Below are 20,688 nucleotides of genomic sequence, written 5' to 3' on the forward strand. Positions count from 1 at the left end.
GGGGCGGCAAGGCCGGTCATCGGATCCGGCAGGGGTGTTGCCCAAGGATCAGCACCGTGGTGACGGTGTGACGCTGTCGGTCGTCGACGAGGCCCCGCGCAGCGCCTGGCACAGCGTGGCGACAACACGGTCCGGGGCGATGTCCAGCACGGCGACGGCCCCGGCGCCGCCGGAGACCGCGAGGTGACGTCCGTCGGGCGCGAACGCCAGGCCGCCGAGCACACCGAGGTCCGGCTTGACAACGGCGAGGGCCCGCCCAGTGTCGACGTCCCACAGGCGGAGCGCATCGTTGGTGCCGGCGACGGTGGCCAGCGTCCTGCCGTCGGGGCTGAAGGCCATCCGCCAGACCGAGTCCGTGTGACCGAGGGTGGGCCCGCCGATCGGTCGCCGGGTCGTGAGGTCCCACAGGCGCACTGCCCCGTCGTGAGGTCCCAGAGCCGCGGTCCGCCCGTCGGGAGCGATGGCGAGGGCCGTCACCCCGCGGTCGCCCTCCGTCAGGACCGACAGGAACCTTCCGTCGTCGGCGTCGCGCAGCTCCACCTTGTGGCTGTTGCCTCCGGTGCCGGAGACGACCAGCGGGCCGCCTCGTCCCGCGAAGGCCACTTTCGTCGCGGGGCTGGAGTTGTCCAGTTGCCATGCCGCCCGTTGGGCGCCGGTCGCCGTGTCCCACAGCACCAGATAGTCGAAGATGACGGGCTCTCCCGGCCGCTGGTAGTAGTGGCACAGGACGGCCGCGAGCGTCCGCCCGTCCGGGCTGAAGGCCACGGACCAGACCTGGCGTCCGTCACCGCCCGCCGGGCCGGTGGCGGTCAGGGTGGTGCGCAGCCGCCCGCTGGACGCGTCCCACAGGCGGACGGCGTGGTCGGCGTCGCCGCCGGCGAGCAGGGATCCGTCCGGGCTGTACGCGGTCGCCAAGGTGGTCGCGCCGGCGTCGAGTTGCCTGAATCCGCCCGCCGATGCGGGGTCCATCACGCGCAGGCCGTCGCCGCCCCGGCCTCGCGCGTCCATGTTCCCGGCCACGGCGATGGCACGGCCGTCCGGACGGTAGGCGAGCCAGTTGGAGCCGGTGTTGCCGACGAAGTACTTGGGGGCCGTCCGCCAGATGTTGACGGTGTGCGGTTCCCACATGCCGCTCACCAGGAATCGGCCGTCGGGGCTGAAAGCGAGCGTGGTCACTTGACTGTATCCGGGAAACTGCGGCCCTCCGGTGTTCCGGCAGGTGTCGGTCCACAGAGTGGAGATCCCGACGGCAGTTGCGGCGGCCAGAAGGGAGCCGTCGGGACTGAAGGCCAGCTGGTTCACCATGGCGTCATTGATGCTGCGGGGGCCGCACGACTGCCGCCAGTCGGCGGTGTTCCACACATGGACGCTGCCGTCACTGCCGCCCACCGCGATCCGGTCGCCCTGGCGGTCGAAGGCCACGGTGTTCTCCTGGCCGGTGGCGCCCGACAGCGGGAGCCGGTCCCGCAGGCGGCCCGCCTGCGTCCGGCCGGTGGCCAGGAAGGCCTGTTCAGCCGTGGCCAGGTCCCACAGCGACAGGCCGGACGCGGCGTGCCCGACACCGGCCAGGGTCCGGCCGTCCGGGCTGATCGCGACCGCGGACAGTCCCGCGCGGTCGGCGGTGTCGGCGGGGAGCTCGAAGACCGCCGCGCGCCGGCCGTCGCTGGTGAACAGCTGTGCCGCGGTGGGAGCCGCGACGACGAACCAGTCCTTGTCCGGGCTGACGGTCAGTCGGCCGGCGGCGCCTGTGAGTGTGCCGGCCCCTTCCCGGGTGCGGACGTTCCAGGCGCGGGTGCCGCCGGTGTCGCCCTGCTGATCGTAGGAGGCGGTGAGGAGGGTGTCGTCACGGGAGAAGGCCAGGCCGAGCAGGGTGCCGGAAGACTGGGGCACCTGCCACAGCATGCGGTGGGTGGCGGCGTCGAAGATCCGGACCGTGCCGTTGCCCTGGCCGGTGGCGATGGTCCGGCCGTCCGGGCTCACCGCGACCTCCGAGATCGCCGCGTCGTGGCCCGCGAGGGTGCCGCCGTAGCCGTAGGTCTGCGCCGTCAGCACCGCGCTGCGCGCCTCCAGGGTATGGCTCACCTGCCACGCGGAGATCGCCTGCGCGTCCGCGAGCCTGCCGTCGCCGCGGGACGCCGACTCGCCCGACTGTGCCGACAGCGCCCGTGACTGGGCCTCACGCGCGGCGCCGCGGGCGTGGTCGGCGTTGACGAGGGCCAAGCCGCCCAGCAACAGGGACGCGACGGTCAGCAGTATCAGGACCGTACGCCTGAGTTGACGGCGCCGGGTGTTCCGCCTGCTCTGCACCTGACTGTCATTCAGGAAGCGCCCGACTGCTGTCTCCTGCTGCGCGCCGGGGCGTCGGCCGGTCAGGCGCAGGGCGTTCCGGAGCCGCTCCCCGTCGTAGAGCCGGTCGCGGTCGCCGTCGCGCGTCCAGGCTGTGGCGTCGTCGTGCAGCCGCTGCCGGGCCAGCAGTTCCTCGCGGCCCTCCCTGATCCACTGCCGCAGCGCCGGCCAGCCCCGCAGCAGGGCTTCGTGGCTGATCCGGGCCTGTTCCTGGTCGACAGTGACGATCCGCGCCCGCACCAGGGCGTCCACTGCCCGGTCGACGGCTTCGCCGTCCGGAGCGGACTCCTCCCGCCGCAGTTCGGTCAGGTCCACCGGGTGGTGGGTGTCCTGGGTGCCCTCCCCGAGCCGGATCATCCGCAGCAGCACCGTCCGGGCCGCCTCCTGCGCCCCGGGGTCCAGCTGCGCGAGGGCCTGGTCGGCCCGCTGCCTGACAGCACCCCAGATGCCGCCCGTCGCACGGTACGCGGACAGGGTCAGCGCCCGGCCGTCCGTCAGCTGCCAGGTCGCCTGGAGGGCGTACGACAGAAAGGGCAGCGCACCCGCCCGCTCCGTCGGCCCTTCGGCCTGCCGCGCCCCTTGCCCGGCCTCCGGAGCGTCCGTCTCCTGCTCGGTCGCGCCCGCCGACAGGTCGTGCAGCAGCAGGTCGAGCAGTCCGTCCTCCAGCGGCAGTCCGATGGTGCGGGCCGGGCCTTCGACGGCCGCGCGCAGGTCCGCGTCCTCCATCGGGCGGACCGGGAGCTGTGCGATCCGCCGGGCGTCCGTCAACAGGCCGTAGCGCAGGAGATGAGGGTAGAAGTCGGCTCTGACGCCCAGAACCACGATCGCGACGGGCTCGCCGCCGTCCGGGCGGGGCCGTGTGAGTTCGTCGAGCGTGTCCAGGAAGGCTCGCCGCTCGGATTCCTCCGCGCATTCGGTGAAGACCTCTTCGAACTGGTCCACGACGAGCAGGATCCGTCGGCCCGCGGTGGGGCCGTCGGCCTCGCGCAGGAGCAGCGCCGCGTCGACGGGGCCGAGCCGCTCCTCGCCGGTGGCCGCGGCCTGCGCCGCCCGGCGCAGGGTTCCGGTGAGCGCCTCCAGCGGGTGCTTCCCCGGGGTGATCAGCAGCCGCGGCCAACCGCGGGTCCGCTCCTCGCCCCGCGACAGCGCGGGCAACAGACCCGCGCGCAGCAGCGACGACTTCCCGGAGCCGGACGCCCCGAGGAGGGCCACCATGCCGGGGGCGGCGAGCCGGCCGACGACGTGCTCCAGCAGTTGGGCGGTCATGCCGGCGCGGCCGAAGAAGAACCCGGCGTCGTCACTCCCGAAGTGCCGCAGGCCCGGGTACGGGCAGGTGGCCTGCGGAGCCTCGCCGAGCGGCACCGACGGCGGCGGGGGCGTGGCGGGGGCGGCCGGGTTGACGGCGAGGACCATCTCTCCGCCCCGGTCGGCGAAGTGGCGGTGCGGGCGGGGTGCCGAGCGTTCGGGCAGCACGCGGCCCAGGTACCGGTACGCGTGGTCCAGGGTGAGTTGCCGCGGGCCCGTGGGATCGCCCTGGTTCAGCAGCTCGACCAGCGCGCCGGTGAACGCCGTGTGGGGCTGGCCGGGCAGCGCCAGGCTCCGCTCCTCCCGGGCGGCGGAGGCCAGCAAGTGGGTGCCGTGGATCGCGGCGAGCTCCAGCGCCCCCGCGGTCGCCGGCGCGAAGGATCCACGCTCCCGGCCCGAGAAGCAGCAGTCCAGCAGAATCGCGACCATCGGTGCCCGGCACCGGGAGACCGCGTCCCGCACCGCCGAGTACGGCAGCGCCTTGTACGACAACCCCGTCGACAGGCTGTCCGTCGCCCGCGTGGCGAGGTGCAGCTCGCCACCGGGACTGATCACGCCGTGGCCCACGTAGTGGAGCAGGAACACCTCCGTGGCCTGCTCGGCCGCCGTGGTGATCGCTTCGCCCAGGAGTACGGGGTCGGCCGGGTCGAGGACGGTGGTGAGGTTGGGCCCGCCGTCCGGGACGCCGCAGTGCCGGACCAGCGCCTCGCGCAGGTCTCGTAAGGACCGCTCGACCTGGGCGATGTCCGGGAGTTCGGAACCCGGCCGGTGTCTGCCCGTACCGGCGAGCACGACCCTCACGCCCGGTCCCGACAAAGGGAGGAAGACCTCGTCAGGAGGCGGCGTCATCCGGCTCTTCCCCTGCCGGTTCGCCGTTCGGGCCGATCCGCTCGACGAGGCGGTCGACCAGGTCGTACAGCTCGTCGGCGGGCAGTGCCGACACGACGTCGGACTCCAGCTCGACCGAACCGCCGTCGGGCAGCACCACGCGCATCTTCAGCGTTCCCCGCCGCCTCCGCAACCAGGAGACGAGGAGCCCCACCGCGGCGGTTATCGCCCCGCCGGGTCCCAGCCCCACGACGAGGGCCTCCAGCTCCGACCCCAACTCGCCGGGTGCGGGCGGCCGCTCGATCATCCGCACGTGGCCCCGCAGGTCGGGCTCCTCGGTCAGCCACTCCCGCAGCGACCTCAGCCCCTGGGCGTCCTCGCCACCTGAAATCCGTAATTCGATGTGCACCGGACCCCCTGTCCCCCACCTGCCGCGCTCCCATCGCGCGCCAACCCACGAGCGTACTGCGCCCACTTGAGTGTCGCCATGGCTTGCTGCGACCCTCCTGTACCTCACGCGAAGAAGCACCTCACCGGAGGCGGCTTTGCCAATCGTGATCCCACGAGCCCGACCGGCCTCCGTCGCGTCGCCCGACCCGAGGAGGACCCCCGTACAGCGTGCGCCTTCCGCACGATGTACACACATGCGTACAGCGTGCCGTCCGGGGACTATCCTGGGGCCCGAGAAAGAGGAGGCCGCATGCCGATCGACGATGAGCAGCCGAAGCAGACGATCCCGTCGGTGTGGACCCGACCCCAGCGCCGCAAGCGGGAGCAGCCCACGCTCAGCCGGGACCAGATCGTGTCCGTCGCACTGGAACTGCTGGACGCCGACGGCATCGACGCGCTGAGCATGCGCAAACTCGGCACCCGCCTGAACGCCGGGGCCACCTCGCTGTACACACACGTGGCCAACAAGGACGAACTGATCGAACTGGTCGTGGACGAGATCTACGGCGAGATCGAGGTGCCCGACGCCGGCGCCACGGACATGCGGACCGAGTGGCGTCCGGCCATCACGCGCTGCGCGCAGAGCCTGCGGTCGGTGTTCCACCGGCACCCCTGGATCGTCTCCGGGCTGGGCGAGGCGGGCGTGGTCTCCCTGGGGCCGAACGCGATGCGGCTCTCCGACGGCATGCTCGCCATCTTCGAGGAGGCCGGTTTCTCGCTGGAGCAGGCGGACCGCGCCGTGAACGCGGTCGCCTCGTACGCCATAGGGGTGTCGACCACCGAGGCCGCGTGGCTGTCCCGGCTCGCCCGCAGCGGTCTGAGCGAGCAGGAAGGCGTGGACAGCCTGTGGCCGGCGGCCCAGCAGGCCGCGCAGGCGTACCCGCGGCTGCGCAGGCTGTACGCCGCGCAGCAGGTCCAGGACTCGGACGACACCCGCAACGACAACTTCGGCGACGGGCTCGACTGCGTCCTCGACGGCCTGGAGCTCCGGCTCCGTCGTACGCAGGCCGCCGCGGACTGACGCACGCCGCCCCGCCGGGACATGCGCGTGCCCCCGCCTTACCGAAGGCGGGGGCATGAGCGACGGCGGGCGATTCCCGGACTACCAGCCGGTGCCGATCCGGGTGCGGTCGCCCAGGGCGTTGTTGCCGGTGCCCGGGTAGAAGTAGAGGCTCCCGGTGGAGCCGACGGGTGCCTCGACGGCGTCGACGTCACCCTTGCCGTCGCGGTTGAAGTCCGCGCCGACCAACTGTCGCATGCTGTCCCAGCCGGTGCCGAGCTGAGTGCGGCCACCCAGGGTGTTGCCGCCGTTCAGCGTCCCGGAACCGGGGTAGGCCCACAGCTTGCCGTCCCGGTCGACGGCCACGAGGTCGGCCTTGCCGTCACCGTCGAGATCGCCGGGGCTGGTGAGTTCGGTCAACGTGTCCCAGCCGGAGCTGATCCGGACGCGGTCGCCCAGGGTGTTGTTGCCGTCGAGCGAGCCGGAGCCGGGGTAGGCCCACAGGACGCCGTCCTTGTCGACGGCCAGCAGGTCGGGCTTGCCGTTCTGGTCGACGTTCATCGCGGTCAGCTCCCGCATGGTGTTCCAGCCGGTGCCGATCTGTACCCGGTCCCCGAGGGTGCTCATGCCCTTGGCGGCGCCGGTGCCCGGATACACGTACAGGATCCCGGTGTCGGGGTCGACGGCGAGCAGGTCGGCCTTGCCGTCACCGGTGAAGTCACCGGCGACGAGCTTGCCCAGACCACCCCAGCCGGTGCCGATCTGGACGCGGTCGCCGAAGGTGCCGTCACCGGTGCCGGGGTAGAGCCACAGCTTCCCGGTGGCGGTCTCGACGCCGACCAGGTCGGGCTTGCCGTCACCGGTGAAGTCGGCGGAGGTCAGCTGGGCCATGCCCGCCGGGGCGGGACCGTCCGGCCAGGGCGTATGGACGACCATGCGCTGCTGGTCGGCCTCGTTGGCGATCCACAGCTCGTCGCTGCCGGGCCAGTAGGAGAGGTTCTCGATGTTCACACCGGTACGCGTGACGAGGCGTACCGGCTCATTGGGCCTGGCCTCGTAGAGACAGCTGGGGATGTCCACGCCGCCGTGCTTGGCGTCGACGAACTCCGGGCAGGCGCTCGCGATGGCGAACCGACCGTTGTTCATGGCGATGCCCTGAGTGCCGCCTATCGGGGAGGCGAAAGCGTCCGATGCCTGGACGTGTCCCGAGGTGTCGGCCTTCAGCCGTCCGGTGGCCGGGTCGATGGGCCAGCGCACGACCGGCGCCGTGGCCTTGCCGAACCTGTCCTCCACGCTGTCGGGGTCGCCCTCCGCCGTGACCAGGGCGGGCTGGGAGCCGCTGAGGTCGAGCGATGCCGCGGTCAGGCACGGGCGCTGCGGGACGTTCGCCGGCGGGTATGTCCCGCAGCCGTCCCCCGCGCCGGTGTACGCGTAGCTGCCGGTGCGCGGCAGGACGTAGTCGAAGCCGCCCCCGTGCGTCCGGCCGGCCGTGTCCACGCCGACCGAGGAGTCCGCGGTGGCGTCCATCTTCCAGATGTCGTTCAAGTCGAATACGTCGAAGCCGCTGCCGATGGACGCGACGTACAGGCGACTGCCAGCCCAGACCACGCCGTTGGCGTGCCCCGTCAGGGCCGCGAAGTTCTTGCTGTCGTCGGAGAGCCCGACCAGGAGGGCGTGCCGGTAGGTGACATGGGCCGGGTCGGTGACATCGGCGAAGGTGATCCGTTCCCGCTTGTCGCCGGACGCGCTCCAGCCGGTGAGGAGGACCTTGCGGCCGTTCACCAGGGTCTGTGCCTGGGGCGATTCACCGGATCCGGTGAGTCCCTGCGGGTACCAGGCCGTGGTGCCGTCGTCCTCGGTCGACCAGCAGAAGCCCTGCGCCCCTGTGATGTTGGACGGGTGGCACAAGGAGCGGGCCGAGGTCACGTTCGAGGTGTCGGCCAGGACGCCGTTGATGCCGGTGCGCTTGAGGGAGGGGTGGGCGGACTGGAACGTGGACACGCGGCCCGCGTCGCGGCCGTTGTCCCACTGGAAGCCCAGGCCGTCGGTGCTGATGCGGGTGACGGCGTTGTAGGTGGCGATGGCCCCGTTGGGGACGGCGGGGGCGGAGGGCGCGGAGGCGGCGACGGCCGGGCCGCCGGTGGCGAACCCCACCGTCAGGGACGCCAGCGCCCCCAAGGCCGCGGCGATGCCTCGGGCTGCGGCGCGGGTTCCGCGGACTGGTCTGGTCATGGCGATGGCTTGCCCTTTCCGGAGAGTGAGGTGGGACCGCCGCCGCGTCTTGGGTGCGGCGGCGGCCCGTGAACCGCGTCAGGAGTAGGCGTTCCAGCCGCCGCCGAGGTCGGTGGGGTCGGTGAAACCACCGTCGCCCTTGCCCCGATAGACCAGCGCGTGACCGTCGGACTTCCGACGCACCATCAGGTCGGGAACACCGTTCTTGTTGATGTCGCCCACACCCGTGATCACGTCATAGGCGTCCCAACCACCACCCAAGTCGGTGGGGTCGGTGTACGTACCGTCACCCTTACCCCAGTACACCAACGCATGGCCGTCCGACTTCCGACGCACCAACAGGTCGGACACACCATTGCCGTTGAGGTCACCAGCGTTGGTGATCACGTCGTACGCGTCCCAACCACCACCGAGGTCGGTGGGGTCGGTGTACGTACCGTCACCCTTGCCCCAGTACACCAGGGCATGACCGTCGGACTTCCGACGCACCATCAGGTCCGGAACACCGTTCTTGTTGATGTCACCCACACCCGTGATCACGTCATAGGCATCCCAACCACCACCCAGATCAGTCGGGTCGGTGTACGTCCCGTCACCCTTACCCCAGTACACCAACGCGTGGCCATCGGACTTCCGACGCACCAACAGGTCGGACATACCGTTCTTCTTGAGGTCACCCACACCCGTGATCGCGTCGTACCCGTCCCAGCCGCCACCGAGGTCGGTGGGGTCGGTGTACGTGCCGTCGCCCTTACCCCAGTACACGAGTGCATGGCCGTCCTTCCGGCGCGCCAGGAGGTCCGGGACGCCGTTGCCGTTGATGTCACCGACGTTGACCAGCGGCGACATCGCGGGGCCGGCGTCCTCGGCCGGGTAGGGGTCGGGCCCGCCCTTGCTGAGGCCGGTCCCGGGAGCGCATGTCCACGCGCCCGGCCCCTGGTCTTTGAGGATCTTCTCGGCTATGAGTATCTGCTGCTTCTTCGTGGCGAGATCGGGGCGCGCCGCGTATGCGGTGCCGCCGTAGTGCCGCCAGTTGTCCATGTTGATCTGGAGGCCGCCGTAGTACGTGTGGGTGATGTCGATGGCGCTCCAGTTGTCGGTGCTCTCGCAATGGGCGACCTTGTCCCAGGTGGCGACCGACGCGGCGCTCGCGGGGGTGGCGCCGAGGGCGCCCGCGGCGAGGGCGGTGGTGAGGGAAAGGAGCACGGCGGCCTCGCGGAGCCGCTTGGTGGTGGGGACACGGGTGTTCATGGGCATGGGGATCCTCGCTGTGCGGGGTGATCGGGTGAGGTGGTGCCGACGGCAGGGGCCCGGGCGGGGGTTCAGCGTCCGGGCCCCACTGCTGACGGGGGGCGCCGGGGTCAGGAGTAGTTGTCCCAGCCGCCGCCGAGGTCGGTGGGGTTGGTGTAACCGCCGTCGCCCTTGCCCCAGTAGACGAGCGCATGACCGTCCGACTTGCGACGCACCATCAGGTCCGGAACACCGTCCTTGTTGATGTCGCCCACACCGGTGATCGCGTCATAGGCGTCCCAACCACCACCCAGATCGGTCGGGTTGGTGTAACCGCCGTCACCCTTGCCCCAGTACACCAGCGCGTGGCCATCGGACTTCCGGCGCACCAACAGGTCGGGCACACCGTTGCCGTTGAGGTCACCGGCATTGGTGATCACGTCGTACGCGTCCCAGCCGCCACCGAGGTCGGTGGGGTCGGTGAAACCACCGTCACCCTTGCCCCAGTAGACCAAGGCATGGCCGTCCGACTTCCGGCGCACCATCAGGTCCGGGACACCGTTCTTGTTGATGTCACCGATGCCTGTGATCGAGTCATAGGCGTCCCAACCACCACCCAGGTCGGTCGGGTCGGTGAAACCACCATCGCCCTTGCCCCAGTACACGAGCGCGTGACCGTCGGACTTCCGGCGCACCAACAGGTCGGACATACCGTTCTTCTTGAGGTCACCCACACCCGTGATCGAGTCATAGGCGTCCCAACCACCACCCAGATCGGTCGGGTCGGTGTACGTACCGTCGCCCTTGCCCCAGTACACCAGCGCGTGGCCGTCCTTCCGGCGCGCCAGGAGGTCCGAGACGCCGTTGCCGTTGATGTCACCGACGTTGACCAGCGGCGACATGGCATTCGCGGACGAGTTGTCGACGATCTTGTCGTAGCGGCGCGGACTGAAGGTGCCGTGACCGGGCCAGTACGGGTAGGGGACGGTGCTGTGCTTGGCGTAGCCGTTGGGCTCGCCGCCCGACTCCTCGTAGGCCTCGTACTTCGTGTGGTCGGCGTTGGCCCAGCCGCCGAAGATGGCCACGTGGCCGCTGGCCCCTGCGTCGGGGTTGAGCAGGATGTCTCCGGGCTTGAGGGAGTCCTTGCTGATGGAGGACGTGAAGTCCAACAGCGTGCCGGTCGTCTCGCCGTAGTTGTTCGCAGATGAGGAGGCGAGGTGCCAGGCCATGGAGACGAAGCCCGAGCAGTCGGTGCGGTAGGTGCCGTTGGCGTCGGTGCGGTACTTGTTCATGCTGTACGGGACCCCGGCATCCGTCCAGGTCTTGGCCCTCTCTATGACCTCGTCACGGCTGATCGACCCGCCCGTGCTGGAGTCGGAGGTCAGCGAGCGTCTCTTGGCGGCGGGTGCGGCGGCGTCCAGCTGGGCCCGGGTCGCGGTGGTCGGGTTCGGCACGGTCGGGGTGAACGAGGTCAAGGTGCCGTGGTCCGCGGCCTTCTTCTTGACCTGCGCGCTCTGCCCGGCGGAGGGAGTCCTGGCGTGCGTCGCGGCCGACGCCAGGCCGGCGTCCGTGAGGGTGATGGCGCCGACGACGGCAGTGGCCAGGGCGATTCGGATTGGCAAGCGCATGTCATTTTCCTTATGAGAGGTGAGCCAGGGACAGGGCGCGCAGGAGACCCGCGCGGCCGCCGCGAGGAAGGCGGCACGCGCGACCGTCCTGCGGGAAGGGCGGACAGAGAGGTGCGGGCCAGGGACGAACTCGGCCCGACGGCGTACGACCGCAGACGGCTGCGGCCGCACCGGCCCGGGTGATGTCAGGTCAGATTTGACGGACCGTCATCACGGAGCGCCGGAAGTCGACGCACGGCAATCCTGGAGGCCGAGGCGGGCAGGCCGACGAGCCGCCTCGATCGCGACGGCGCCGCTGCCCGCGAGCAGTGCGCGACGCACGAGCTCCGCCGCCCGACCCAGATCCTCCGACATGACACACCCCCCGGTCACCAACACCGTGCGCTTCTGAGAACACCGTACGCTTATCCGTACAGTGTTCGCAACATCCGTACGTCGTGCGCTCAAGAGGCTTCCCGACCGCTCGTGGGCAGCGGCCTGATACCGACCGGCCACGACCGGCCAGGGTTCCCGGCTCCCCGGATGACGCGAATTGGTACGGACAACTCCGTTCCGGAAGGGCAGCGTTGGGGCGGTTCAGACACCTGAAGAACTCGAGGACGGACGCCCATGAAGACTCCGAAGCCCCTCAGGTCCGCCGCGCTCCTGGCCGTTCCGCTGGCGGTGGGCATGGCTCTGAGCGCCGCCACGGCGCCCGCCGCCTCGGCCGCTCCCTCCGCACCGGGCCCGCACCCGGCAGTCGACGTCACGCTCAGGAACGCCGACAACGGCCGCACGCTGAACGTCCGGACCGACGACGGCGTCAGAGTGGAGCTGACCGGCTCCCGCTCGGAGGGCGCCACATGGGCGTGGAGCGTGCCCACGACGAGCGGCTCCCAGGCCTTCGACCGCACGACGGGCGGTACGTCGCAGGACGGCAACGCGACAGCCACGTTCCGGGCGGTACGGCCCGGCACCGCCGAGATCGAGGCGTACCAGCGGTGCATCCCGGAGCCGGGCTATCTCTGTCCGCAGGTCGTGATCCCGTGGAAGGTGACCTTCACGGTGAACGGGCCGGCGCGGAAGGCGGCCCAGGCCGCTCCGGCCGAGCGGTCCCTCCTCGGCCTCATCGACCGGGCGACGGCCCGGGTCCGCGCCTCGTATCCGCAAGCGGTGCTGATGGTCGCGGAGGGGGACGCGCCGGGCGGACCGACCCGGGACATGGCCGACGTGACGCACTGGCGGTTCGTCTTCAACAACCGCGACAACTCCTCCGTGGAGATCAGCGGAGACCTCGACGGCACGCTCGGGCCGATCACCAAGCACGGCAGCAGGTGGATCGGCGCCCTGCCGATCGACGAGAAGGTCACGATGACGCCCGCCCAGGCGTACGACCGCCTCCAGGAGGCCGACCACGACGAGGCGTTCCGCTACGTCTCGCTCGTGAAGCCGATGGGGACGCCTCCCTGGCGCCTGCAGTACCACTTCTCCCACCACCCCGGCGGCTGCGACGGCTATGCCGTGTTCGTCGGCTCGGGAGACGTGTCACCCATCTGCGGAGGCTGAGCGAGGAGCCGGGGTTCCGCCGTGAGTGCCGTCGGCCTGCCACGTCCGTGGGACGCGGCAGGCCGACGGCCGTTCGGCTCTTCCCTTCACCGAACTCCGCGCGAGCTCACTTGCCTTCCTTCTTTTCCTCATTCACCGCGGCGGTCCCGTTGTCGCCGGGGCTGGGCGTGGACTTCCCCGTGCCGGAGCCCGGCGTCTTCTGTTGAGGGACTTCCATCTTGGTGGCCGAGGTGAACACCTTCGTGTTCCGGGACGCGCACGACGCCTTTTCGTCGGCGGTCATGGGGCGGGTCTTGACGACCACGGCGTTTTTGACGCCGTCGGTGTCATTGGGCGCGGGGCTGGTGATGGTGTCGTCCCAGAACCAGTAGTAGTGGCCCCAGTGCGGGTCGTCGTAGTGGGTCTGCCATCTGCCGTCGACCTGGTGCATGACCTGGGCCCGGGAGATCCAGCCCACCTCGCCGGGCTTGACCGTCATGCCCAGGTTGCCGCCTTCCGAGTGCTCGGTGCTCCAGGTGTGCCCGTATTTCGCGGTGACGCTCAGGTCCACGATGCCCGCTATCTTGCCGCCGCTCGTGATGGAAACGTCGAGCGAGTCCGACGATCCCACGGAGTCCGACCAGTTGATTCCCTGCGTCGCGGGGGACGTGCTGCAGTTGTAGAGGGTGTTCGACACCTGGTGGTAGTCGCCGAGGTAGGCCTTCTTGACCACCGGGTTGTTGAACGTGCACTTGCCGACACCGCTGGCGCAGTCGGCCATGAGCTGGTCGGTGGTCGGCTCTTCGGCGGCCGCGGCGGCGGGCAATGCGGCGGCGCCGAGAACGACGGCTGCGGCAGCGCCCGCAAGCACTATCCGTCCGCCATGGGCCTTCCAGGGCTTCATCGTTGCCATGAGCGTTACCTGCAATCCTTGAGGAATTGGGAATACGGTCCGGTCATCCCCCGCGGATTCAGGCTGCTGTAGTGAGGTGGGGGCGGAGAATCAATGAATAGCAAAACCCCCTCCGCTTATTCCAGAAAATTCCTTCACCCTGATAGACGTTTTCTATTCCGCCACTTCGCCGTGGATCCAGCGTCGTTGGAATGGACACTGCGGACGAACACAGCGGAGGCACGCCGGTTCCGGCAAAGGCTTCGGCACGACCCGCTCAGCCGCCGAGCTCCTCGCCCTCCACCCAGGCGGTCATCAGCGACTGGACTGCCGAGCCGTCGCGGTCGGCGAGCTTGGTGGCCGTGAAGTCGCGGGCCCAGTCGGAGGTCTGGATCCGGAACGGCGGCCGCTCGGCGGTCAGTGCGTCGATGACCGCGGCGGCGGCCTCGGCCGGGGTCTGGGCGTTGCCGAAGGACTGCTGGGTGCGGGCGATGTAGGCCTGGAGCGCGGGGGCGTACGAGCCGGCCGCGGCCACCAGCGCCGGGATGTCGATCCCGAGGGCGGCCACGAACTCGCTGGCGACCGCGCCCGGTTCGACCACGCTCACGTCCACGCCGACCGATGCCGCGACCGGGACCAGCGACTCCATGAAGCCCTCCACCGCGAACTTCGCCGCGCAGTACGCCTCGTTGAAGGGCTGGCCGATCACCCCGCCGACGCTCGTCACGGTGACGAGGCGGCCGCGCGTCGCGCGCAGGTGCGGCAGCGCGGCGCGCGTCACCTCGACGACGCCGAAGTAGTTGACCTCCATCGCACGGCGGACGGCGGACATGTCGTCCTGCTCGACGGTGCCGAGGTGACCGGCGCCCGCGTTGTTGACCACGGCGTCCAGGCGGCCGTGCTCGGCGACGACCTCCGCCAGGCAGGCGGTGACGGACTCCGCGTCCGTCACGTCCAGCCGCTCGACCTGGACCGCATCGCTGACGCCCGCCTCGGCCGCGGCCTTCAGCAGGGCGTCCGCCTTGCGCGGGTCGCGCATCGTCGCGACGACCTTCCAGCCGGCCCGCGCCGCGCCCACGGCGGCGGCGAGGCCGATGCCCGAGGAAGTGCCGGTGATGAGAACGGTCCTGTCGGTCACGGGAGCTCCTTGACGTGCGTGCCATTGCGTGTGTGTACACACAATAGAGTTGTGTGTACACACACGCAAGTCGCTAAACTCCACCTCATGGCGCGCAACGAACTCACCCTGGGGTCCCTCACCGCCCGCGACCACGCCTTCTACGGCCTGGTGTGGGCCGGGACCACTCTCAGCGCACGGGTCGACCAGGCGCTGATACGCGCCCACGACCTCCCGCTCTCATGGTTCGAAGTGATGCTCTGGCTCAGCGGCCAGGACGAGCCGGTCGCCGCCTCGGAGCTCGGCGCGAAGACCCTGCTCAGCCGCAGCCAGGTCTCCCGGGTGGTCGATTCGCTGAGCGGCCGGGGGCTGGTCGAACGGGTGCCCTCGCCGACGGACGCGCGTTCCGTACGGATCGCCCTGACCGAGGCCGGTCGACGCGCCTTCGCCGAGGCGGACGCGACGCGGCGGGCGGCGCTGGCCGAACCCTTCGACGACCGCCTCGACGACGAGGACATCGAGGCACTCGAACGGGTCTGGGCCAAGCTCAAGGCGTCCTGACCGGGCCCGCGGCGTACGCCCGATGACGGCGATTCGGCCTCACCGGTTCGATGCCGTACTGTTCACCGTAACGACGCGGGGTGGAGCAGCTCGGTAGCTCGCTGGGCTCATAACCCAGAGGTCGCAGGTTCAAATCCTGTCCCCGCTACTCGCATGAAGGCCCGGCAGCTCGGCTGTCGGGCCTTCGTTGCATGCCGGGCACGAACGCGATGCGGCGGCTCGTTCAGCGGGAGCGGCGGGCGGCGAGGCGGCGAACGAGCCGTGGGACGGCTGCGCCCGCCAGGAGAGCGGCCAGCGGCACGACGACATCCACCCAAGGGGCCCGCAGGGATTTATAGGTGGTGGTGCCGTCCTTGATCTCTATGAAGCCGCGGGGGCGGGCGCTGAATCCGCCACCGCCTCCTCCCTCGCCGGTGCCGGCCGCTCCGGCTTCACGGCCCGCGCCCCCGGCGAATCCGTAGCTGATTTCGGCGACCGGAATGACGGTGACCCCGCCGCTGGTGACGGGCTCGCCGTAGACAGCTGTCGCCGAGGCCCGGCTGCCGAGCTTCCCGGCCAGGCGTTCCAGCCGGGTGACGGGCACGGGGGCCGCGGCCGTATCGGCCGTAGGGACGGGCTCGTTCGGTGTGTCTGAGGTGGTCATCGGATACCTCCTGGGGCGACGTGTACGACGGTCCCGAGGATATGGGCGGCGCCCTCGGCCATGACGCTGATCGTTTGCACGTGACGCAGCGGTATGTGCTGTTGTGGGGCTGCGAGCGAAAGGCAGAGTCCCGATGACATTCAGCACCCCCACGCCACCCCTCACCGTCAAGATCGGCGAGGCCGCCGCCCTGGCCGGCACCACGCCCCGTGCCATCAGGCACTACCACCAGGTCGGGCTGCTCCCGGAACCCGAACGCGGCGGCGACGACCGGCGCCGCTACGGCTACGAGGACATCGTGCGCCTGCTGTGGATCCGGCGGATGACCGAGGCCGGGCTGAGCCTGGACGGCATCCGCACCGTACTCACGGCCGATGACGTCCGGCACCGGCGCGCGATCCTCGACAGCCTCGACGAAGACCTCGCGGAGAAGGAGGCCACCATCCGCTCCCAGCGCGCGGTCCTGCGGCGCCTGCGCCAGGCCGACAGCGACGTCGGGCTGCTCTCCCCCGCCGTGGGCGAGGTGCTGGACCGGGTCGGCGCGGGTCCGCTGCGCGCGGACGAGCTCGACACCCTGCTGGTCACGGAGCGGTTCTTCGGCCCCGAGGAGGCCGCGATGCAGGCCGCGGGCTTCGGTGTCCTCTCGGCCGACGAGGCGCTGCGCGCCGAGCAGGACCGCCTCGACCGTGCCGCCCGAGCCCTCTCGGACCCGGACGATCCGGGCATCAGGGAGCTCGCCGCCCAGTACGTCGCCCACTATCAGGCCATGGAGGACGCCGAGCGCGCCGCCGGGATCGACCATGACGACCACCACACGCCGATCGAGGTCGACGAGGAGACGGGCGAGGTCCGCTGGCCCGCCATGGACGAGGCGCTGCGCCTTCCGTCCGAGGCGACGCCGGTGGAGCTGCGGATCGCGGAACTGGTCGGTGAGATCTTCGGCGAACAGATCGCTCAGGAGCACGAGGCCGAGGCCACCGGGCAGTGCGCTCCGCCCGGGCCCTCGCACCGGGACGACGCGCGCGGGTGATCCGGGCGGGCAAGGCGCGAAACCCCTTGACCGCCGCGCCGCGTTGAACACCGCGGCGCGGCGGCACGGCACGCCGGGGTCAGCGGCCGATGGCTCGCAGCACCGCGTCGGCCATGACCCGCTCGCCCCGCGCGTTCGGGTGCAGGGGAAGGGCGGGCGACTTCGGGAGCAGGCCCTCGACCCACGGATCGGCGGAGCAGGCGTCGTGGCCCTCGGTCACGGCGGTGGTGTCGACGAACGTGGCCTCGTTGGCGGCCGCGGTCCGGGCGAGCAGCGCTTGGAGATAGGCGAGGATGCTGTGGAGGTACGCGGTGTCCTTCAGGGTCACCGTGAGTTTTCCGAGGCACTTCACGGGGTCGGAGTCGATCACCGTCGGGTAACCGACGAGGAGCACCTTGGCGTTCGGTGCCTCGGACCGGATCCGCCGGATCCCGTCCCCGAGCCGCACGGCCGCCGCGTCCAGCCGCTGCTCGAGAATGTCCCTACCGCCCGCGTTGTAGGAGTCCCGGCAGGGAGCGCCGAGCGGGTTGGTGAGGCTGAGGGCGGAGCAGACGGCGACGACATCGACGAAGCCGAGGTCCGAGGTGCCGATGTCGTTGCCGCCGATCGTGAGCGTGACGAGGTCCGTGTCGGCCGAAATCGCGTCGAGCTGCGGCCCGTTGACCGGGATGCCGGCGTCGGTGTGGGTGGTGGTGAGCGCGGCGACCTTCGCCCCGGCACAGGTCACGTCCCGGTACGCGGACGGGCCGACGGCCGCGGCGACAAGGTGTCCGTAGTTCTTGCTGGAGCGCATGCACAGGCCGCCCGACTGGTCCGGGACACCCGCTCCGGCCGCGTACGAGTCGCCGAGCGCGACGTACGCGCCGCTCCCGCCTTCGGCGGCTCGGGCCGTGCCCGGGCCGCCGAAGGCGGTGAAGGCGAGGGCCGCGGCCAGGATCGCCCCGCCGGCACGAGCGGCGCCGCGGGGCGTACGGGTCTTGCGGTCGGTGTGGTGCGCGAGTGCTTGCGAAGCGGCTCTGGGCACTGCTCCTCCGCGAAGGACGGGCCCCTGGGAAGGGGCGGGCGGGAACGGGCACCGGACGAAACCGGCGGGTAACGTCCCCGTATCGTTCCCTCCTCCCGCCGCACCGGCCATGGGCACGCACACAATCGCACCGCGGCCCGCTTGTTCCCCGCCACGAATCGGGGCCCGGCCGGTGGCCGGAGCCGTCAGCTCGGCGACGCATGCCGTTGCCCGATCGCAGGGATGACGTCCCGGTCCGCTCTCCTCCCCCGGTCCCCCGTGCCTCCCGAGCGCGCGGATGTGACCGACAATCAGCGCATGGACGTCCCCGAACTGCTCGAAGCTGCTTCCCTGCTGGTCCCCGAAGAGACCGCCACCGAGAACGACATCACGGTGCACGACATCTGGGACTACCTCGTCCACGACGAGTGGGAGACCGCGCTCGGCCTGCTCGAAGAGCTCGGCCACGGCCGCCCGCAGCCTTTGGCGTTCTGGGAGGCGCTCGCCGACGCTGCCGAGCAGTTGCGGCTGGAACGAAGCACGGCCTGGTGCCATTGGCGTTGCTACGAGATCCGCAATGGCATCATCCGGGCGGAGCTGACGCTCCGGCCGGCCGAGGAAGCCCGGCGTACGGCGCCCATCCCCGGTGCCGGAATCCTGCGACCGATGTGGAACATCGGCCACCGATCACCGTCCGGCGAGGTCTCGGTCAACATCGCACGGCTGTGGATCGAGGGCGGGCATTCCCTGGAACCCGGCGGCCGGGCCGCGGTCCGGCTCGCGCCCCTCGTCCCCTCCCGGTGGCAGCACCTCGAACCCGGTCGACGGATCGCCATGCACGAGGACCGGACGGTGGCGGGCACCGCGACCATCCTGGAGATCTGCCCACCCACCACCGGGGCACCCCCCGAGAGCTGTGCATAAAGCCCTCCGCGCGGACGTACCCCCACGCACCGTCCGTACGCCCGGCACGCGCCGTGCCGGGCGCCGTGCCCCGCTGCTGGACATACACTGCAGGGGTGTCGGGCAGGCCCCTGCTCCGCCCGGCCACCTGAACACACCCTCCGAGCCGGACCAGCGGGTCCGGCCACCCGGAATCCGGTCGGCCCAGGAGAGGGGTCCGGCCCGGAGCCGGTCGCGTGGTGTGCCGGGTAGCGACGCCCGGCCGGTCCGGCCCCTCGGCTCGCACGCAGATATCCCCCTGTGGGGCCCGCTCGCCCGCACAACGCCGCCGACCGCCTTGCCCCTTGCCGCACGTGCCCCGCACCGCGCAGAAGGGGACGGCACCCGGCCGGTCAGCACGGCCCCGGCGCCGCCGGGCCGTGGCCGACAACGCGGTTCCGGTTCACCGTCACCCCTGCCGCGAGGCCGGGACACGCGCAGTGCGCCGCCGACCGCTTCCGAGGGGACAGCCGTGAAACTGAGCGCACTGCTCGACGGGCACGACCACCGCGTACTCCAGGGCGACCCGGAGACGCCGATCACCGCGGACATGACGTTGGACGCCCACCGGGTGGTGCCCGGATCCCTGTACATCGCGGTCCCAGGACATGGGGAAGGCGGCCCCGGACGCATCGAACAGGCGGTCCGGCGAGGAGCGGTGGCCGTGCTGACCGCCGACGACGTCCCACCGCCGGTGCTGCCCGGGGGTCCGTGCGTGGTGCGGGTCGCGGACATCCGGGCGGCCACCGCGGTCGCGGCTTCCCGCTATCACGGCGACCCGGGCCGGGCCATGGACGTCGTCGCGATCACCGGCACCAACGGCAAGACCTCGGTCTCGTACATGGTCGAGTCGATCCTGCGGACCGCCGAGACCGCGCGGGTCGGGGTCATCGGCACCTCGGGCAGCCGGATCGGTGGACAGCGGATCGCCATGCCGCGGTCGGTGCTGACCACCCCGAACTCGCCGGACCTGCAATACCTGCTGGGCCACATGCGCGACCGGCACACGGGCACGGTGGTCCTGGAGGCGACGTCCATGGGCCTGTTGGAGCGGCGGCTGGACCACGTGTTCGTCGACGTCGGCATCTTCACCAACCTGACCCCGGACCACCTCGACGACCACGGAACGATGGAGAGTTACAAGAACGCCAAACTGCGGCTCTTCGACGGGCTGTGCGGCCGTGCGGTGGTCAATGCCGACGATCCCGTCGGCGCCGAGATCCTGGCGCTGATGCCCGGCGCGACGACCACGTACGCCCTGGACGCGCCCGCCGACTACCGGGCCACCGACCTCACCGTGGACGCCGCGGGGTGCCGCTTCACCCTCCACCACGACGGGCGCAAATACCCCGCGGCGATCCCCGTGCCGGGCCGCTTCTCCGTCGCGAACGCGCTGGCCGCCCTCGCGGCGTGCCACCTGCTCGGCCACGGGCTACCGGCTCTCGTCGACGCCCTGGACCGGATGGCGCCCACCCCCGGCCGGTTCGAGCGCCACCGCACCCCGCGGGGCGTCCATGTGATCGTGGACTACGCGCACTCCCCCGATTCCCTGGAGAAGGTCCTCGCCACGATCCGCGGTTTCGCGACCGGCCGGGTGATCACCGTCTTCGGCTGCGGCGGCGACCGGGACACCACCAAGCGCGCCCCGATGGGCGCGATCGCGGGGAACTACTCCGACCTGTGCGTCGTCACCTCGGACAACCCGCGCGACGAGGACCCGGAAGCCATCCTCGACCAGATCGCCCCGGGCCTCACGGGCTCCGGCACCCCCTTCCACCGGGTGGCCGACCGCCGCGAGGCGATCCGGTACGCGCTGGCCACCGCGGAACCGGACGACATCGTGCTCGTCGCCGGCAAGGGCAGCGAACCCCACCAGATCGTCGGCGACCGTCTGCTTCCCTTCGACGACATGACAGTGGTCCGCGAACTCGCCGCACAGCTGTGATGTTTCGTACGT

General features: G+C 71.0%; 15 protein-coding genes and 1 tRNA gene. 7 read left to right on the forward strand and 9 right to left on the reverse strand.

The window, feature by feature from the left end:
- Positions 1-48: 48 nt before the first annotated feature.
- Positions 49-4,500, reverse strand: coding sequence for a caspase, EACC1-associated type (locus ABD269_RS12975; protein WP_344117988.1), 4,452 nt, complete (start codon positions 4,498-4,500; stop codon positions 49-51).
- Positions 4,484-4,888, reverse strand: a complete 405-nt coding sequence (locus ABD269_RS12980) for an effector-associated constant component EACC1 (RefSeq protein ID WP_344117989.1) — start codon at positions 4,886-4,888, stop codon at positions 4,484-4,486. Before ABD269_RS12980 ends, ABD269_RS12975 begins: the two co-directional genes overlap by 17 nt.
- 291 nt (positions 4,889-5,179) lie before the next feature.
- On the opposite strand from ABD269_RS12980, the gene ABD269_RS12985 reads away from it, so the two are divergent.
- Positions 5,180-5,950 (forward strand): TetR/AcrR family transcriptional regulator C-terminal domain-containing protein, encoded by a 771-nt coding sequence (locus ABD269_RS12985; protein WP_344117990.1) that lies wholly within the window; start codon positions 5,180-5,182, stop codon positions 5,948-5,950.
- 81 nt (positions 5,951-6,031) lie between these two features.
- On the opposite strand, the gene ABD269_RS12990 is transcribed toward ABD269_RS12985, so the two are convergent.
- From ABD269_RS12990 to ABD269_RS13000, 3 genes are all read right to left on the reverse strand, one after another.
- Positions 6,032-8,161, reverse strand: coding sequence for an FG-GAP repeat domain-containing protein (locus tag ABD269_RS12990; protein ID WP_344117991.1), 2,130 nt, complete (start codon positions 8,159-8,161; stop codon positions 6,032-6,034).
- Positions 8,162-8,239: 78 nt separating this feature from the next.
- Positions 8,240-9,412, reverse strand: a complete 1,173-nt coding sequence (locus tag ABD269_RS12995; RefSeq protein WP_344117992.1) for an FG-GAP-like repeat-containing protein — start codon at positions 9,410-9,412, stop codon at positions 8,240-8,242.
- A gap of 110 nt (positions 9,413-9,522) precedes the next feature.
- Positions 9,523-11,019, reverse strand: coding sequence for a C40 family peptidase (locus tag ABD269_RS13000; RefSeq protein ID WP_344117993.1), 1,497 nt, complete (start codon positions 11,017-11,019; stop codon positions 9,523-9,525).
- Positions 11,020-11,628: 609 nt separating this feature from the next.
- On the opposite strand from ABD269_RS13000, the gene ABD269_RS13005 reads away from it, so the two are divergent.
- Positions 11,629-12,564 carry a hypothetical protein gene (locus ABD269_RS13005; protein ID WP_344117994.1) on the forward strand — a complete coding sequence of 312 codons (936 nt, stop codon included), beginning with the start codon at positions 11,629-11,631 and terminating at the stop codon, positions 12,562-12,564.
- Between the two features lie 106 nt (positions 12,565-12,670).
- Here the strand turns inward: ABD269_RS13005 and ABD269_RS13010 are convergent, their stop codons facing one another.
- Entirely contained in the window at positions 12,671-13,456 is a 786-nt protein-coding gene (locus tag ABD269_RS13010; protein ID WP_344117995.1) for a hypothetical protein, read from the reverse strand.
- 256 nt (positions 13,457-13,712) lie between these two features.
- Positions 13,713-14,573: an SDR family NAD(P)-dependent oxidoreductase gene (locus ABD269_RS13015; protein WP_344117996.1), complete on the reverse strand. Its 861-nt coding sequence runs from the start codon at positions 14,571-14,573 to the stop codon at positions 13,713-13,715.
- An 87-nt stretch (positions 14,574-14,660) separates the two neighbouring features.
- Between ABD269_RS13015 and ABD269_RS13020 the strand changes: the two genes are divergently transcribed.
- Both ABD269_RS13020 and ABD269_RS13025 read left to right on the forward strand, forming a co-directional pair.
- Positions 14,661-15,113: a MarR family winged helix-turn-helix transcriptional regulator gene (locus ABD269_RS13020; RefSeq protein ID WP_344117997.1), complete on the forward strand. Its 453-nt coding sequence runs from the start codon at positions 14,661-14,663 to the stop codon at positions 15,111-15,113.
- 74 nt (positions 15,114-15,187) lie between these two features.
- Positions 15,188-15,261: transfer RNA gene (locus ABD269_RS13025), tRNA-Met, on the forward strand.
- Between the two features lie 75 nt (positions 15,262-15,336).
- Here ABD269_RS13025 and ABD269_RS13030 read toward each other — a convergent pair.
- Positions 15,337-15,756 carry a spore germination protein GerW family protein gene (locus tag ABD269_RS13030; RefSeq protein ID WP_344117998.1) on the reverse strand — a complete coding sequence of 140 codons (420 nt, stop codon included), beginning with the start codon at positions 15,754-15,756 and terminating at the stop codon, positions 15,337-15,339.
- A gap of 133 nt (positions 15,757-15,889) precedes the next feature.
- On the opposite strand from ABD269_RS13030, the gene ABD269_RS13035 reads away from it, so the two are divergent.
- Entirely contained in the window at positions 15,890-16,786 is an 897-nt protein-coding gene (locus ABD269_RS13035; protein WP_301890212.1) for a MerR family transcriptional regulator, read from the forward strand.
- Between the two features lie 79 nt (positions 16,787-16,865).
- Here ABD269_RS13035 and ABD269_RS13040 read toward each other — a convergent pair whose 3' ends face one another.
- Positions 16,866-17,810: an SGNH/GDSL hydrolase family protein gene (locus ABD269_RS13040; protein WP_344117999.1), complete on the reverse strand. Its 945-nt coding sequence runs from the start codon at positions 17,808-17,810 to the stop codon at positions 16,866-16,868.
- Positions 17,811-18,107: 297 nt separating this feature from the next.
- Between ABD269_RS13040 and ABD269_RS13045 the strand changes: the two genes are divergently transcribed.
- Positions 18,108-18,713, forward strand: a complete 606-nt coding sequence (locus ABD269_RS13045; protein ID WP_344118000.1) for a hypothetical protein — start codon at positions 18,108-18,110, stop codon at positions 18,711-18,713.
- Positions 18,714-19,203: 490 nt separating this feature from the next.
- Positions 19,204-20,676, forward strand: a complete 1,473-nt coding sequence (locus tag ABD269_RS13050) for a UDP-N-acetylmuramoyl-L-alanyl-D-glutamate--2,6-diaminopimelate ligase (RefSeq protein ID WP_344118001.1) — start codon at positions 19,204-19,206, stop codon at positions 20,674-20,676.
- The last annotated feature ends 12 nt before the right edge of the window (positions 20,677-20,688 follow it).

The organism is Streptomyces blastmyceticus (assembly GCF_039521185.1).
Lineage (GTDB): Bacteria > Actinomycetota > Actinomycetes > Streptomycetales > Streptomycetaceae > Streptomyces > Streptomyces blastmyceticus.

What these genes read in the sequence shown, in the direction of transcription:
- ABD269_RS12995 (WP_344117992.1), bottom strand. Translation starts at nt 9,412, where the DNA reads ATGAACACCCGTGTCCCCACCACCAAGCGGCTCCGCGAGGCCGCCGTG.
- ABD269_RS13020 (WP_344117997.1), top strand. Translation starts at nt 14,661, where the DNA reads ATGGCGCGCAACGAACTCACCCTGGGGTCCCTCACCGCCCGCGACCAC.
- ABD269_RS13005 (WP_344117994.1), top strand. Translation starts at nt 11,629, where the DNA reads ATGAAGACTCCGAAGCCCCTCAGGTCCGCCGCGCTCCTGGCCGTTCCG.
- ABD269_RS13030 (WP_344117998.1), bottom strand. Translation starts at nt 15,756, where the DNA reads ATGACCACCTCAGACACACCGAACGAGCCCGTCCCTACGGCCGATACG.
- ABD269_RS13000 (WP_344117993.1), bottom strand. Translation starts at nt 11,019, where the DNA reads ATGCGCTTGCCAATCCGAATCGCCCTGGCCACTGCCGTCGTCGGCGCC.
- ABD269_RS13045 (WP_344118000.1), top strand. Translation starts at nt 18,108, where the DNA reads ATGGACGTCCCCGAACTGCTCGAAGCTGCTTCCCTGCTGGTCCCCGAA.
- ABD269_RS12975 (WP_344117988.1), bottom strand. Translation starts at nt 4,500, where the DNA reads ATGACGCCGCCTCCTGACGAGGTCTTCCTCCCTTTGTCGGGACCGGGC.
- ABD269_RS12990 (WP_344117991.1), bottom strand. Translation starts at nt 8,161, where the DNA reads ATGACCAGACCAGTCCGCGGAACCCGCGCCGCAGCCCGAGGCATCGCC.
- ABD269_RS13010 (WP_344117995.1), bottom strand. Translation starts at nt 13,456, where the DNA reads ATGGCAACGATGAAGCCCTGGAAGGCCCATGGCGGACGGATAGTGCTT.
- ABD269_RS12985 (WP_344117990.1), top strand. Translation starts at nt 5,180, where the DNA reads ATGCCGATCGACGATGAGCAGCCGAAGCAGACGATCCCGTCGGTGTGG.
- ABD269_RS13035 (WP_301890212.1), top strand. Translation starts at nt 15,890, where the DNA reads ATGACATTCAGCACCCCCACGCCACCCCTCACCGTCAAGATCGGCGAG.